The organism is Butyrivibrio hungatei NK4A153 (assembly GCF_000424465.1).
Lineage (GTDB): Bacteria > Bacillota > Clostridia > Lachnospirales > Lachnospiraceae > Butyrivibrio > Butyrivibrio hungatei_A.
In genome coordinates this window covers 162,831-177,750 of sequence record NZ_AUJY01000011.1, presented here as the reverse complement: position 1 = coordinate 177,750, position 14,920 = coordinate 162,831, and the positions used below count along the sequence as shown (strand labels likewise).

The following is a 14,920-nucleotide window of genomic DNA, read 5'->3' as shown; positions in this document are numbered from 1 at the left end:
TCTTTTAGTATGAAGAACTAAGTGGATTATATATTTTAATCTCAACTCGTCTGTTACGGGCTCTTCCCTCATCGGTTGAATTATCAGCGATCGGGTTATATTCCCCTCTGCCCGTATGAACTATGTTCGCAGGATCAAGATTAGTGTTCTCACAAAGATAATAGAAAACCGAAAGAGCTCTTCCTGAGCTGAGCTCATCGTTGTTCGCATACTTTCCGCCTGAAGTCATGGGAACGTTATCAGTATGTCCCTCAACCGCAACAGTTCCTCCGGCATAAGTCTCGAGTATCTGTCCAACTTTATCTATTACAGGTTTTGCATCTTCCTTAATATCAGTCTTGGCAGAATCAAAAAGGATCGAACCCTGTATGGTAAGCTGAACAAACTGACTCGTATAATTAAGAGCAACAACATCCTCTATATCTTCTTCATTAAGAGCTTCCTCAATCTTCTCAGCAAGCTCCGCCGAAGCTTCGAGCTGTTCTTCCTCAGCCGCTTCCATAAGTTCCTTTTGGTTCATATCACCGACTTCCATCTCCTCGGTATCGGCATTCTCACCTGTCTGTGCAAGTCCCATTGAAGTCACATAGCTCGAAAGCTCACTAAGCTGTGATATTCCATCGCCTATAAGAGCACCTTCACCGATAGCCATCTCACCGCCTGAGAAAAAGCCGAACGCCGAACTAAACGACGCGGCAACCTCTTCAAACTTAGCGGCATCCATAGTTGACATGGAGAAAAGAAGTACGAAGAAACAAAGGAGCAGGTTCATCAGATCTCCAAACGTCGCGGTCCACGCGGGCGCGCCCGGTTTTACTTCTTCTGCTTTTTTTGCCATTATTCTTCGCCTCCACCTGCTGAACCTGTTCCGGTCTCAGCTTCGTAAGCCGTTCTGTCAACGGGTGACAGGAATGACTTAAGCTTCTCTTCTGTTACACGGGGATTTTCACCCGCCTGTATAGACAAAAGTCCTTCAATGACAATACTCTTTGACATGTACTCTGCATTGCTTCTTGCCTTTAACTTGGCTGAAGCAGGGAAACAGAACCAGTTCGCCATAACTGAACCGTACAATGTCGTGATAAGAGCAGTCGCCATGGAAGGTCCAATCTTCGATGCATCACTCATATCATTAAGCATGTTAACAAGCCCCAAAAGTGTACCGATCATACCCCAGGCAGGACCCTGTGACGCAATGTCTTCAAATAAAGAATAGTTAGTCTTATGTCTCTCAGCCATAGCATCTATCTCGGCCTCAAGAATGCTCTTTACAAGCTCAGGCTCGGTACCGTCAACAATAAGCATGACGCCTTTTTTCATAAAAGCATCGTCAAGATTGCCGGCCGCTTCTTCCAGAGCGAGAAGACCTTCTTTTCTGGCTGTATTGGACAGATCGATGATCTGCTTGATTACGGCCTTGGTATCATCGGTAGTAAGTTTAAATATTCGCGTATAGCACTTGAGTCCGCCGGTAAACTCCGAAAGCGGTCTGGATGCCAAAACAGCCATCAAAGCTCCACCGAATGTAACCAGAGCCGACGGCGCATCCAAGAAATTTCCAACAGAACCGATGCCTCCGGATGTGATGATTCCAAGAAGCATAAATACAATTCCCATTACTACACCGATAATCGACGCAATATCCACAGCATTTACCTCTCACATTAAAAATTAGTCAACATCTTCTTCCGCACGTTTCAGGAATTGATAAGACTGCAAATATCTTCCATGCTCTCTTTCACAATAAGCTTTCTTCCGGTAGATAAGACCACGACAGTATCCGGATTACTCTCAACTGTCTCAATCAAACTCGGATTAATGAGTATCTTACGCGTATCCATTTTGGTAAGCTCAATTACTCCCTTGTTCATAAACACCTTCTGATATAAAATTACATTTTTTAGTGAAAAAATAGACTAGAAACGAAACTTAATTTCTTAGCATATTAATTTTACCATACTAAAATGCTTAATTCTTGCTTAAATGCAACTTTTTTAGTCCAATTTGAATCGTAATTTCATTTTAGAGCAAAATGAATGAAATAAAGTTAGCAATTATGTTTCATAGTGCATGCAATATACTACATATAGTGGTATTCAATTTATTTTAACACATTTTCATTTACTGTACAGTATTAAATATCAAAAACAACGGTTAGTTTCTACGATTTTTCTTGACAAAAAATAAAACGCTCACACCCCAGTCAAGTGCAAGCGTTGCCCAATGTAATTAATTTTAATTGAAATTACTTATTTTTTAGATTTTCAAGCAATTTTTCAGTCCTGTCATTTTTGATCTGTTCAACAAGTTGAGAATATCTGTCTTTTTCAGCAAGTAATTCTTTGTATGCGTCATTCTTTGCCTTGAGTTCCGCATTCGCTGTAACAAGTTTGATCTCAGCGGTATGTGAAGTTCTCATGGATTCGATATCGTCGCGCAAAGTTTTGTTTTCCTGCGTAAGTCTTGCATTTTCCGCAACTAAAACTCTGTTTTCCGAAGCAACTTTTGATATATTTTCTCTGAGAGGATTTTCTTTATTCTTAAGTTCTTCCACTTCATCCATGAGTTTTACGGAAGATGCAACTCTTTCATCGTAAAGTTTCCTTATATCGGATTCATTTTTCTTTGCTTCAGCCAGTTCTTCTTTTATAGAAGAAACTTGTTCTTTTAATTCATTGCACTCTTCTTTGCTTTTCTCAAGCTCTTCTTTCAGATGTTCAATCTCATCCTGCATCTTTTGCTTTAATTCATCATTTTCTTTGCGAAGCGACTCTGCCTTTTCTGCAGCCCCGTCTTCTCCGGCTTTTATATCCTTAAGATTTTTCTGAAGTTCGCAGATTATATCATCTTTAGTATCAAGTTGTTTTGCAAAATCTACACGGGCAAGATCTGCAGCATCGTTTCTGGATCTAATAAGATCCATGAAAATATCATGCATCTTAGCCTGGTACTTCTCGAATTCTTCGAGCTGTTCCGCACCTGCAGGTAAAGCATCTTTCTCTATCTGCCCTTCATATACCCTAAGAAGTTCCGATACGGCATGTTGCTGATTCCCGCCAAGTTGTGCCGCAAGTTTCTTTATATATTCAAACGTTTCATCCGTAAGTCTCATTGTGCGAGGCTTCGTTGTATCATCTACAGTTCTTTCTTCCTTAGTTGCTTCCTTGTCGCTCATTATGCCTCCTTGAAAATAGTAATCTTATGAAATATGTATTTTACTGACTTTATTGTATCATCTCAGCCTCTTAATCTCAATACATAATGTACACATTACAATGTGTACATTGTACACGTATATAGAGTTCGCAAAATGCATATTATGCGAACCTAAAATCATTGAAAAACGCGATAAATACGTATATACTATCGTTATGCCCAATTTTAACGCCAAAATTCAATTGATGAATTTCGCGAAAAAAACGGCTCAAAAAAACATGGAGAGACATCAGATTCAGATCAGATTTGATCAAGGACTAAAATAATGGGACAATACGCTACCGTACCGATTACGAGAGAACAATACACTGAAATAATTGAAACAATGAGAACCGGAGCTTCCAAGCAATTCAGGGCCAATCCCAGAATTGCCGAGATTCTAATCGCGGAGGCCAATCTCGGAATCCGTATTGAGGATATCCTTGCGTTGAAGCCTTCAAGCTTTATTGCTGCAGGAAATGTCCATAAGATAAATATTGTTGAAATGAAAACAAAGAAAAAGCGGTATAAGACCATTTCTGAAGAATATTATAAACATCTGAAAAATTATATTGCCGAAAATAACACCAAAAATGAAGATCTTATATTTAACATTAGCGAAAGAGCCGTCCAGAAATATCTTCGCAAAGTCTGTGAATATCTCGGCTACGAAAACGTATCGACACATAGTTTTAGGAAATACTGTGGCATGCGCTTATATGAATCCAATGGCTATAATATCGTTCTCGTTATGGAATTTTTCCAGCACTCTTCTCCTGACATTACAAAGAGATATCTCGGTGTAGACGCCCGTGAAATGGAAGAAGCACTCCAGAACCATGTCGAACTAGTATAATGAATAAATCGCCCACATCCCCGACCGGATGTGGGCGATTGCCTTATGATTTAATTGTATATGTTACAGATTATTATCTCTTAAGGTTTGTAAGTTCCTCAAGGAGTGTATCAGATACTGTGATGATACGGCTGTTAGCCTGGAATCCACGCTGTGTTGTGATCATCTCGGTAAACTGTGCTGAGAGGTCTACGTTTGACATCTCCAAAACACCCGTGCTCATGTAGCCACCGTCAGTTGTGATATCCTGAATTGTAGCATCACCTGAGTTAAGAGTTGATGCATAGAGGTTATCACCCTGCTTTGAAAGACCCGATGCATTAGCAAACTCTGCAGATGCGATCTGTCCCAAAAGCTTTGTCTGGCCGTTTGAATAGTTTGCATAAATCATGCCGTTATCACTTACATTTACACCGTTCATCTCACCAACCGCACGTCCTGTGTTAAGTGACTTCATATCACCCTTGCTGGCTGTAATTGTTGAAGACTTACTTGTGTTGTAATTTGAAAGTGTTGAAAAATCAACAGAAATTGTATGATTTCTCTCAAGTTCAGCTGCATTTGTAGGAGAAGCCTGGAATCCAAAAGCTTCCAATCCTGCTGTAGCCTGTCCGTTAAGTCCGAATGTAATATTAGCTTTCTTGTCCAATGAATTTCCATCTGCCGAAACAATTGCTCCGGTCGCAGGATCAAATGCAATCTGGATTGTACGGTTACCTATTGTAAGGTTAATCTTACCTTTGTCAGTACCCTCTGCTGTGATAATCTCATATGTACCGTCAAGCCCGTATGCATCTGCGGCTTCATCACTGATTCCGTATACTTTAGAAAGAAGCTCTTTCTGAGGGCTATCCTCCGATACGGAAAGAAGATCTGAAATTTTCCCCTTTACAGGTACGTTCTTATATGCTGATGTTGATGTATACTTATATGTTCCATCATCATTTCTCTCTGCCTTAAATCCTGTCGCAGCTGTCTGAACCGGGAAATTTGTTGAATCTTTCACATCATGACTGAGCGTAAGCTCACCTTTTTGTGAAATACTCATTTTATATTCTGCATTAGAATCAAATGTCATATTCTGTGTATCATCAGGGAATACATTCTTTATAAAATCAATAACATCCTGATTGTTTCCTTTAAATGCTCTTGAAAGCAGATCATTGGCAACATAATATGACTTTCCGTAGTCATCTCTGTTCTTAAATACATATGCAGGTGCAGATCCGTTAATCGTATAGCCGTTTTTATAATCATTGGCAGAAAGAACTTCTTTTGCGTTGCGCTTATAATTAGTATTTCTGTTTGAATCGGCATTAGGGAAATTTCCGTCTTTTGTTTCTGCTGAAGTATATTTTACGATAAGTCCGCCATCGCCACTTATATCAACCAATTTAAATGAGTCTGGTTTAGCTTTAGCTTTATCATTAGTATCAATTGCGTCATATTGAGTATCAATTACACTCTTAATTGCTTTCGCAGCATCAATCTGATCCTGAGTAAATGTTCTTCCTTCTTCGTTTGCTGAATCTGCAGTTGAACCTGCAATTTCTTCAATAACTTTATAACCAATCTCACTTGAATACTGGGAGCCAAAGCTATAATTTGCCCCATCAAACTTAGCAAGCATATTTTCAATTGCATTTTTAAATGCAGTTTTTTTGTCTTCATCAAGCTCGCCAAATTGTGTATTTTGAGTATCTATTTCTTTTTCTTTATCGACATTTACGCTCTGAGTAATTGTAAGTGTTCCGTCAGATTTATATGTATATTTAAGCTTATCGTAAGATCCGCCACCGTTAATATAGTCAGTTACTGCGTCAGTAAGTCCGGCGAACTGCCCAAAATCTCTTGAAACCAGGTTGGGTGAAACTTTTCCTTTATCTTCGAATGACTCTGTCAAAACAGTTTCATCCTTAAGATATGTGAACTTCTCATATAACGAAAGATTACCGCCTGCATATTTAAAGCCACTATAGCTACTCAAATCAGTCTTTCCGAATACATCTTTGAGCAATCCTGAAATTCTCTGAACATTATCCTTCAAATTCTCATCAGGAACTTTGTAAGCTTCCTGTGTTTGCTCATTTATAAAATAATTATCACTGTTCGGTGTTGTAAAATCTATCTTATTATTATCAAAATCACCTGAATATATACCTTCCGCAACATCTACTGTGGGATATGTTACTGAAAGAACACCATTTGCACCAATCTGATATGTTGCATTCGCAAAGCCCTCTTTGGTATATCTATTCTCAAGTGAAGTTCTGCTAAGTCCATATGCACTTTCAAGAAGCCCATTATTATAAAGATCAATAAGATTTCCTGTTGCGCTTACACTTGGATACTTGACGTCCCCATCACTTTTAATAATATTGATAAAGTTTGAATCTGTAGTTGCCTCGATAGAGAATCCGCGAAGAGCATCATTTTTTATAGTTCTGCTGTTACCGGAAACATTACCGAATGTAATCTGGCTCATAAGATCCACTTTATCTTTGTTATCATTTATTGTTTTTCCGTTGGAATCAATAATATCTGTAAGTGACAATGCAAAGAGATCCGGATCATCTGTATTCTTAAGTGTAAACTTTCCTGTATACAGATATCCCTTATTGTCATAGAACTCAAGTGTAATTGTCTTTCCGTCTGCTGAATTTACATTTGAATCATTGTCATCAATATTTCCCTGGAAAACAGCAGCTGTAGTTGAAGCAGGTGCATATGTAAAGTTAGCGGGACTCATGATCTGAAGACTTGAAAGTCCGCCATTCCTATTTACTGTAATTTCACCGGTCTCTCTGTCTTCTTTTGCAGCCCATCCCTGAACGAGATATCCATTTGACTGCATTGCAAGGTTTCCCGCACCGTCAACATAAAATGATCCGTCTCTTGTATAGAGGTTCTCAACACCGTTATTTACAACAAAGAAAGACTTACCTGTGATCATGATATCAAAAGGGTTATTTGTAGTCTGTGTTGTTCCCTGAGATGTAATTGCTGTATTTATAGCTCCCGACTTAGTACCAAGACCAATCTGACGAGGGTTGATACCACCCTTTGTCTCTGTTGCTCCTGAAGCTGTCTGTGTTGTCTGATACATAAGATCAGAAAATGTGATTGACTGAGATTTGTAAGAAGTTGTGTTTACGTTAGCGATGTTGTTACCGATAACGTCCATTTTGGTCTGGTGTGTCTTAAGTCCGGCAACACCGGAGTAAAGAGATCTCATCATAAGGCAAAGTCCTCCATCATAAAAAAAGAAATAAAATAAATAGATTGATTTTGGACGGATGCGTCGTGATTTTCGTCAAAGAACTTCCTTCTGTCGGTCGGGAAGTTAAGATTTCCTGACGGCAGGGCACTTCGGGCCTGTCTGCCGCTTCGGTCCAATCATACGATCACTGCACCGTCTATGTTTGTGAAAACATTGTTTTTGTTTTCTGTCTGATCCATGGCTGTAACGACCATGTTATTGGGAACGTTCACTATAAAAGCAAGCTGGTCAACCAGAATAAGTGACTCTTTAATTCCCTTTTCACCGGCCTCAGCTTTTCCACGGTTAAGTCTCTGCATCTGTTCCTCAGAAAGCTCAATGTTTCTGTCGCTGAGTCTGTTTACGGCATGCTTAGAAAATCTAAGATTCTCCGTGCTGATATTATTATCGGCAGACTCTTGGATTTTGTTTAGAACAGATGCAAAAGAATTTTCACCTGTTGGAATATTTTGTTTGTTCTTATCCGTTTTTGGTACAGTACCGTTTAAATATTGGTCCTGCACCTGCCCGATGGACATAAACTGACGACCATCCATTGTCATAGCTTATACCTCCTATGCATTTGTTTACTTATCTTTATTAAATGTTCGATGTTCACTATTATTAAGATCATCAATTCTATTTACATACTGAAGAAGCGAAGTTACATAGTCTTTATCCATAAGCCTTTTCGCTTTTTCATCCATGTTCATGTAATAGTCATACATAGAATCGATTGTCTTTTCGTGCTCCTCAAGAGTCACAAGCGAAATATTATCAGGAAGCTTATCAATATTCTCCTGGAAATCCTTCACTGTATTAAGTGCATTCTCATAGTCTTCACCAAGTATCTGAGTAACATCGTCAACATTATAGTTAGTTCCGTTAATGTTAAGAAATGCCTTATTTCCGCTGTAGGTAACAAAGTCTACAACACCCTGAACCTCAGATTTAGTTCCGGTTTCAGGATTGGTCTGAGTTATTGTAACAGTCTTTCCAACCATCTCAGATGCTCTTGAAAGGCTCATAGCGTTAGCCATGTTGTTCATCTGCTCAACCTGAGTGAATGTAGCGTACTGTGAAATGTACTCAGTATTTGAAGTAGGCTCCATGGGATCCTGATATTTCATCTGGGCGACAAGGATCTTAAGAAAAGAATCCTTGTCGTAGCCCTTAGCCTGTGTATTTTTTTCTTTCGACTCGGTTTTATTTGAAGCGTTCTCAATCTTGCCGTCTTTAACTATTGCAGTAACAGAATTTACATCTGCCATAATAACCTCTTTCCGGCCGGCTTACGCACTGAAATCAACAGTGTTTCCGCTCATAGCCATCATCTGTGCCGATAATCTCTCGGCTTCGTCCATATCCGTTTCGCTTGCAATATCATCTGCATCCATCAGATTGATCCTGCGAAGTCCTTTTCTGCCCTTTGAAGCCTGTTCGTTATTTCCTTCGCTTCCGCCCTGCTGCTGAAGATTCTCTTCAAACGCGTGACTGGAAACGGTAACTTCTATGGAATTAACTTTAATGCCCTGTGCTTCAAATTTCTGCTGAAGCTGGATCATCTGGCTTTCAACCGCTTCTTTTACAATCTCGTTCTGTGCCGTGAATCTTGCAATAATACCGTCCTTACCGCTTGTAAGAAGGATATTTACATTACCGAGACTTGCCGGATGAAGCTGAAGTTCCATCTTGGTCACATCTTCGCTTGCAGAAACTGTTATCTTTTCCGTGATCTGTCTCACGATGTTCTCCATCTGAGCTCTGTCGGTATATGCAAGCATCTCTTCAGCCGCCGTCGAACCGTTTATCGCATCCGTAACTCCGTTAAGGAATTGATTAAATACGGTTGTTCCCTGTGATCCGTGATCATAGTTTCCTGACTGATTGTTGTTTTTTGTTGTGTTGTTGGAATTTTCAACGGGTTTGAATTCATCCTTGAATACATCAGCTCTGTCTACAGAAACCTCTTTTTGAACATCCTTGTGGATTTCCTTATCTATAGGTTCCCTTACTGCTTTTTCAGGTCTAAGATCGTTAATTTCGATCAAAGGCTCTGCTTCTGCCTTAGGCTGTGCATCTTTTTCCGTTACTTGAGAAAATTCCTCATGCATGTTGCTGACAACGGTTTCAAAATCTTCCTCAGTTAAGCCAAACTCATTCATAAGTTCGCTTCTCATACCATCCGCATCCTCCATGAGGTCCTGCAATGATGTATAGAGGTCTGAGTCTGTGATAAGATTTACTGCCTGTTCCTGTCCTCCTACAGTAGAAATAAGCTGTATAAGATTTTCAGGTTTAAACAGGTCCACCGCCGTAATTCCCAGTGCCTGCATAGCATTCACGATATCTTCCTCAGATACGTCAAGCTCTTCTGCAATCCTGGTGATCAACTTTTTGCCTTCTTCTGCAATGGCATCCTGCAGCTCTTCGCCGGCTTCCTTGCCATTTGTTTCTTCCGCAACCACTTTGTTGTCTGTATCAACGAGCTTATTTTCCGTGCCCGTGTTGTCGTTTGTTACATCCTTTGTAGCGACACTTGCAGTTTCCTTCTGCACCGATACATTCAAGTCTGTCTTTTCCTTCGACACAGCCACATCTTTTGCTGTATTTACAGAATTAAGCTGTGTAACCGCATCGTTTGCCTGATTCAAAATAGTGCCAAAGTTCATTGAAACATTCGCGCTATATCCTTCAGACATTGTTACGACTGAAACATTTGAGGCTGCAGTGCCGGTCGCCATAATATTCATGGCTGCACTAATTGGGTTTGCCGCACTGCTCATAGCTTCCTCCTTATGTATTTAATTTCCGAAATGCATGATCCCATAAAGATACCATGGCATCTCATACATTATATCGGCTTAATATCTTAAACCTTTATACATAATTCAAAAGATTTTTAGGAAATCATCCCGTAACTTTGGTTGATTTATTCTTAAGTGCATTAGGTTCCAACAGCTGAGTGAGTTTTGCGGCATTTTCTTCCTTCATCTGGGCAAGAATATCTCCGCGGTTTTCTACGCTCATCTGAGCCAGAATCTTTGAAACAAGTTCGATCTGATTTTCATTAACCATCTCATCAAAGATCTTGGCAGCCTGTTTAGCCTTCATTCCCGAATATGTCGTAGCAAAAGCCTTAATTGCAGCTTCTTCACCTTCATCGCGCTTGATCTTCTCATAGATCTTCTCAGCAGTATCGGGATCGATCTGCTCAAAATACTTAGCATATTCTTCAGGATCCGGCGCATTGTCGTTATAGACAATACTGTTGTAAAAAGCCGCTCTCTCTTCATAGAACTCTTTTTGCTGCTGTTCGAATGGCTCAAGTCTTTTCACTTCCGCTTCAAGCCTGTCTATCGTGGACGCATAGCTGCTGTTCTGGTTCATTTCATCCTGAAGAGCCTTCTCAAGCCTCTTTATATATGCATTAGCTTCATCGATAGTCTGAATTCCGCCGGCTTCGCTTCCTTCTGTGCTGAAGTCAATCGGCTCATCAATCTTTGCATCCGCATCATTTCTTGCTTCCTTGGGCAAAATGGCGTTAATTACAGGAATATCCTTAATAAGCGGAGCCATGATATCGGATCCGAAATTTCCTACGTTGAACTTTATAAGAAGTGCCATTATAGCAAGCCAAATAAGAACAATGAAAAAAGTGATCACGATGGTGGCAAGTCCGCCCGCATCGTCTCCGCTAAGTTCCGCCGACCTCTCGGCAAACTCATGCAGCTTTTCCTTATCAGCTTTCCTCTGTTCTTTAAGTTTCTTCCTATATTCTAATTTGTCAGCTTTTAGCTTTGCCTTCGCCGCCTTCTGATCCTCAAAAGGGGACATCGGCATATCCAGATCAGCCATATTTACTTCTTCTCCTGTTGTCTCTGTCCGTATGTGAAACTACTTCTCTGGTCGTTCTCTTTGGCTTCTTCCTGCTTTTCTTCCTCGAGATACTCCGCATAAGCCCTGTCGCGAAGGGTCTCCTGCATTTTTCTCTCCTGAATGGCTCTTGTAAGCTTTACTCTGACTTTTTCGACCTCAGCTTCATATTCCTTGATTACCCTCGACTGGGAAGCAATCATAACATCCATCTGAGCAGTGGCATACTGATTATCCAATATATCCTGAAGTCTCAGACTCGCTTCGTTTCTAAGCTCCTCAGCTTCGATAAGGTAATTCTCTTTTCTTTTTACATACTCATCCAGAATATCGTACTGCTTGTTAAGCTCCGCCTGGGCTGCGGCAAATTCCATCTTAACCTGCCCTTCGGTCTTTTCCTTGATATTCAGGATGCTCTGCATCTTATAGACAAATCTTGCCATAATAAAACCGCCGATTTATCAAAATCTGAACATATTGATAAGTTGATTCCTGATCTCTTCAAACGAGAATTTCTCATCAGTCTCCTGCAAAAGAAATTCATTTACCATTTCAATCTTGGATATCGCATAGTCTATGTTCTTGTTTGCCCCCATTCTGTACGCGCCTATATTTATAAGATCCTCGGCGTCATTATAGGTGGCAAGGACATTTTTAAGCTTTCCTGCAGCCTTCTTGTGCTCCGGATCAGCGATTGCGGACATACATCTTGAAATACTCGCAAGAACATCTATAGCCGGATAATGATTCTTCTGTGCAAGTTTTCTGTTAAGCACTATATGCCCGTCCAGAATACCTCTCGCGGTATCCGTTATAGGTTCGTTCATGTCATCACCGTCAACAAGAACGGTATAAAGACCTGTTATCGAGCCTTTCTTTGACTTTCCGGCCCTCTCAAGAAGCTTAGGCATCTCAGCATATACACTGGGCGGATACCCCCTTGAAACAGGCGGTTCGCCGCTCGCAAGTCCTATTTCTCTCTGAGCCATTGAAAAACGGGTAAGAGAATCCATCATGAGAAGGACATCCTTACCTTTATCCCTGAAATATTCAGCTATCGAAGTAGCCGTCTTGGCTGCCTTAAGTCTCTCAAGAGCAGGCCTGTCGGAAGTCGCGCAGACAACAATCGAGCGCTTCATACCTTCTTCACCCATATCTCTTTCGATGAACTCTCTAACCTCCCTGCCACGCTCTCCGATAAGCGCGATAACATTTATATCCGCCTGGGTATTTCTCGCAAACATACCAAGGAGTGTACTCTTACCAACACCTGAGCCCGCAAAGATTCCGATTCTTTGTCCTTTCCCGACTGTCAAAAGGCCGTCAACCGCCTTAACGCCAAGCGGAAGAACATCCGAAATCGGGTCTCTTGTCATGGGATCCGGCGGTTCATTCTCAACCGAATATGCAACTCCGCCTTCAAGTGCGGTTCCATGTCCGTAAGAAATACCGTCAATCCTTCCAAGTCCGTCAAGTGTCTTTCCAAGAAGTCCTTCGCCCACATTTACTCTGAGCGGTGAGTCCGTATTCTCAACGATACTTCCGTTTCCTATGCCACTTACATTCTCATAAGGCATAAGCTGAACGTGATTGTCCTTAAATCCCACAACTTCAGCCATTGCAGGCTTAGCATCAATGTTAATCGCAAATTCGCTGTCTTTTTTCTTTGGGTAAATAAGGCAGATATCGCCGAGTTTCGCATCGGGTCCCGCCGATTCGATAGTAAGACCGATAACATTGACAACCTTGCCCCTCATGCGATAATAAGGAGCATTTTGCATTTTCTTGTATTTAGATATATCAATTGAAGATGTGAGCATAATTTATAACCTACTCTTTATCTTTTCTTTCTGTCAAAAGAAAGAAGTCTGAGTTTTCTTGTGAGCTCAGAAAGCTCAACTCCGAGACTGCAATCAAAAACACCGCTGTCCGATTCTATCATGCATTCATTTTTCTTAAGAAGCGGATCTTCGATAATCTCCATAGTCGTACTCGGAGAAGAAATACATGCGTCGATAGAATCTTTTTCATCCATAACATCGTCGTAATCATCGGGGGAAATATGCACGATAAGGTCGTTACCGGGCTCGATTCTGGAAAGCGTATTCTTAAGAAGATGAAGTATGATTCCTTTATCTTCCCTGAGATCAACACCGAAAACATGCTCATAAATCTGAGTCAGCACATCAACCATCTCAGGTTCAAGTTCATCGACGATCTGCTGATACTCTTTGTCGAGTTCTTCCTGCTTTTGAAGCGTTTCCTGTTTTATCTGCTCAACAGCAGCAAGGCCTTCCTGATATCCGGCGTCATACCCTTCCTGTCTTCCCTGATCCATAGCCTGATTTCTGATATTCTCAGCCTGTTGCTGTGCATCATTTATAATCATCTCGGCCTGTTCCTGAGCCTGCTGGAGTTTAAGGTCTATCTCAGCCTGCATGGCTTCCATATCAAACTGAGGGTCCGGAAATGATCCCAGCATATTCTGGTCCTGAGTAAGCTGATCGATCTGTTCAAGTCCTATCCCCGGAACAAAATCTTCAACACCCTCGCCCTCTTCGTAGCCTTCCTCCTGCATCATTCTGGTTCTCTGACGCTTAAGTTCTCTTTCCTGATATGCCTCAATCTTTCTGTTTGAAAGATCGTTATTATCTATTATTCTTGCATCGCTCTGATCAAAACTCACAAAGCCGGCTTTAAAAAGATTAGACAATTAGCTCATCACCTCCGCCTCTGGAGATTACAATTTCACCGGAATCCTCAAGCTTTCTGATGACATTGACGATCTTCTGCTGAGCCTCTTCAACATCCTTCATACGAACAGGTCCCATGAAATCCATATCCTCACGGATCATAGCTGCAAGACGCTTTGAAAGGTTGTTGAAAATAGCGTTCTGAACCTGCTCCGTAGCACCTTTACATGCAAGAGCAAGATCGCTGTTCTCAACTTCACGCAGCACTCTCTGAATGGATCTGTCGTCCAAAAGAAGAACATCCTCGAACACAAACATCTTCTTTCTGATCTCGTCTGCAAGTTCGGGCTCTTCGATCTCGAGAGTCTCCATGATATGCTTTTCTGTAGCTCTGTCTACCGTATTCAGGATTTCTACAACAGCATCTACGCCGCCAATGATTGTGTAATCCTGGTTTACAAGAGAAGAAAGCTTTGATTCAAGCACTTTTTCCACTTCCTTTATGGTATCCGGACTTGTTCTGTCCATGGATGCGATACGCTTTGCAACATCAGCCTGCCTGTCAGGCGGAAGAGCTGACAATACCATTGCGCTCTGAGACGGTGACATATATGACAATATAAGTGCAATCGTCTGCGGATGCTCGTCCTGAATGAATGTAAGTATCTGAGAAGGTTCTGTCTTTCTGATAAACTCGAAGGGCTTAACCTGAAGCGAAGCTGTAAGTTTACTGATAACATCAAGAGCTTTATCTTCACCGAGAGCTTTCTCAAGAAGCTCCTTAGCATAATTGATACCGCCTTCTGCGATATACTGCTGAGCAAGGCAGACTCCGTAGAACTCTTCAAGGATTGCTTCCTTGATCTGCGAAGTAACGCTTCTTGTATTGGCGATCTCGAGGGTAAGTTCCTCGATCTCTTCCTCTTTCAGATGCTTAAATATGGCGGATGATTTCTCCGGTCCCAGTGCAATAAGGAGAATCGCCGCTTTTTGTGTGCCGGTAAAATCCGAAGTTAAAGGATTTGACCCTATATCCATATT

At 41.1% G+C, this 14,920-nt stretch carries 14 protein-coding genes; 1 reads left to right on the top strand and 13 read right to left on the bottom strand.

The annotated features are described in order from the left end of the window. Positions 1–4: 4 nt before the first annotated feature. From G628_RS0107615 to G628_RS0107600, 4 genes are all read right to left on the bottom strand, one after another. Entirely contained in the window at positions 5–838 is an 834-nt protein-coding gene (locus G628_RS0107615) for an OmpA/MotB family protein (protein ID WP_027208863.1), read from the bottom strand. Next, the gene (locus tag G628_RS0107610) at positions 838–1,647 is read right to left on the bottom strand and encodes a motility protein A (RefSeq protein ID WP_026654747.1); all 810 of its coding nucleotides are present in this window, start codon (positions 1,645–1,647) and stop codon (positions 838–840) included. Before G628_RS0107610 ends, G628_RS0107615 begins: the two co-directional genes overlap by 1 nt. 50 nt (positions 1,648–1,697) lie before the next feature. Then, positions 1,698–1,871: a flagellar FlbD family protein gene (locus G628_RS18480; protein WP_081670600.1), complete on the bottom strand. Its 174-nt coding sequence runs from the start codon at positions 1,869–1,871 to the stop codon at positions 1,698–1,700. 374 nt (positions 1,872–2,245) lie between these two features. Beyond that, on the bottom strand, positions 2,246–3,175 hold the full coding sequence (locus tag G628_RS0107600; protein WP_027208862.1) for a hypothetical protein: 930 nt from the start codon (positions 3,173–3,175) through the stop codon (positions 2,246–2,248). Between the two features lie 306 nt (positions 3,176–3,481). Between G628_RS0107600 and G628_RS0107595 the strand changes: the two genes are divergently transcribed. Beyond that, positions 3,482–4,051 (top strand): tyrosine-type recombinase/integrase, encoded by a 570-nt coding sequence (locus G628_RS0107595; RefSeq protein WP_027208861.1) that lies wholly within the window; start codon positions 3,482–3,484, stop codon positions 4,049–4,051. Between the two features lie 73 nt (positions 4,052–4,124). Here G628_RS0107595 and G628_RS18105 read toward each other — a convergent pair whose 3' ends face one another. The 9 genes from G628_RS18105 to fliG form a co-directional block, all read right to left on the bottom strand. Continuing rightward, positions 4,125–7,289, bottom strand: coding sequence for a flagellar hook-basal body complex protein (locus G628_RS18105; RefSeq protein ID WP_051199085.1), 3,165 nt, complete (start codon positions 7,287–7,289; stop codon positions 4,125–4,127). A 158-nt stretch (positions 7,290–7,447) separates the two neighbouring features. Beyond that, on the bottom strand, positions 7,448–7,873 hold the full coding sequence (locus tag G628_RS0107580) for a TIGR02530 family flagellar biosynthesis protein (RefSeq protein ID WP_026654740.1): 426 nt from the start codon (positions 7,871–7,873) through the stop codon (positions 7,448–7,450). A 24-nt stretch (positions 7,874–7,897) separates the two neighbouring features. Then, complete coding sequence (locus tag G628_RS18100) at positions 7,898–8,581, bottom strand: flagellar hook capping FlgD N-terminal domain-containing protein (protein WP_051199084.1); 684 nt, start codon at positions 8,579–8,581, stop codon at positions 7,898–7,900. Positions 8,582–8,602: 21 nt separating this feature from the next. Next, positions 8,603–10,096 carry a flagellar hook-length control protein FliK gene (locus G628_RS18095; RefSeq protein WP_051199083.1) on the bottom strand — a complete coding sequence of 498 codons (1,494 nt, stop codon included), beginning with the start codon at positions 10,094–10,096 and terminating at the stop codon, positions 8,603–8,605. Positions 10,097–10,220: 124 nt separating this feature from the next. Next, positions 10,221–11,168 carry a magnesium transporter MgtE N-terminal domain-containing protein gene (locus G628_RS0107565; protein ID WP_026654739.1) on the bottom strand — a complete coding sequence of 316 codons (948 nt, stop codon included), beginning with the start codon at positions 11,166–11,168 and terminating at the stop codon, positions 10,221–10,223. Positions 11,169–11,170: 2 nt separating this feature from the next. Continuing rightward, positions 11,171–11,629 carry a flagellar export protein FliJ gene (locus G628_RS0107560; RefSeq protein WP_026654738.1) on the bottom strand — a complete coding sequence of 153 codons (459 nt, stop codon included), beginning with the start codon at positions 11,627–11,629 and terminating at the stop codon, positions 11,171–11,173. An 18-nt stretch (positions 11,630–11,647) separates the two neighbouring features. Beyond that, the gene (gene fliI, locus G628_RS0107555) at positions 11,648–12,967 is read right to left on the bottom strand and encodes a flagellar protein export ATPase FliI (RefSeq protein WP_420354237.1); all 1,320 of its coding nucleotides are present in this window, start codon (positions 12,965–12,967) and stop codon (positions 11,648–11,650) included. Between the two features lie 56 nt (positions 12,968–13,023). Further along, positions 13,024–13,899, bottom strand: coding sequence for a FliH/SctL family protein (locus G628_RS0107550; RefSeq protein ID WP_026654736.1), 876 nt, complete (start codon positions 13,897–13,899; stop codon positions 13,024–13,026). Beyond that, a complete protein-coding gene (gene fliG / locus G628_RS0107545) occupies positions 13,892–14,917 on the bottom strand; it encodes a flagellar motor switch protein FliG (RefSeq protein ID WP_051199082.1) in 1,026 nt (341 codons plus the stop codon). The genes G628_RS0107550 and fliG overlap by 8 nt, the downstream gene beginning before the upstream one ends. Between the last annotated feature and the right edge of the window lie 3 nt (positions 14,918–14,920).

What these genes read in the sequence shown, in the direction of transcription:
- G628_RS0107560 (WP_026654738.1), bottom strand. Translation starts at nt 11,629, where the DNA reads ATGGCAAGATTTGTCTATAAGATGCAGAGCATCCTGAATATCAAGGAA.
- fliG (WP_051199082.1), bottom strand. Translation starts at nt 14,917, where the DNA reads ATGGATATAGGGTCAAATCCTTTAACTTCGGATTTTACCGGCACACAA.
- G628_RS18095 (WP_051199083.1), bottom strand. Translation starts at nt 10,096, where the DNA reads ATGAGCAGTGCGGCAAACCCAATTAGTGCAGCCATGAATATTATGGCG.
- G628_RS18100 (WP_051199084.1), bottom strand. Translation starts at nt 8,581, where the DNA reads ATGGCAGATGTAAATTCTGTTACTGCAATAGTTAAAGACGGCAAGATT.
- G628_RS0107615 (WP_027208863.1), bottom strand. Translation starts at nt 838, where the DNA reads ATGGCAAAAAAAGCAGAAGAAGTAAAACCGGGCGCGCCCGCGTGGACC.
- G628_RS0107595 (WP_027208861.1), top strand. Translation starts at nt 3,482, where the DNA reads ATGGGACAATACGCTACCGTACCGATTACGAGAGAACAATACACTGAA.
- G628_RS18105 (WP_051199085.1), bottom strand. Translation starts at nt 7,289, where the DNA reads ATGATGAGATCTCTTTACTCCGGTGTTGCCGGACTTAAGACACACCAG.
- G628_RS18480 (WP_081670600.1), bottom strand. Translation starts at nt 1,871, where the DNA reads ATGAACAAGGGAGTAATTGAGCTTACCAAAATGGATACGCGTAAGATA.
- G628_RS0107600 (WP_027208862.1), bottom strand. Translation starts at nt 3,175, where the DNA reads ATGAGCGACAAGGAAGCAACTAAGGAAGAAAGAACTGTAGATGATACA.
- G628_RS0107565 (WP_026654739.1), bottom strand. Translation starts at nt 11,168, where the DNA reads ATGGCTGATCTGGATATGCCGATGTCCCCTTTTGAGGATCAGAAGGCG.
- G628_RS0107580 (WP_026654740.1), bottom strand. Translation starts at nt 7,873, where the DNA reads ATGACAATGGATGGTCGTCAGTTTATGTCCATCGGGCAGGTGCAGGAC.
- fliI (WP_420354237.1), bottom strand. Translation starts at nt 12,967, where the DNA reads ATGCAAAATGCTCCTTATTATCGCATGAGGGGCAAGGTTGTCAATGTT.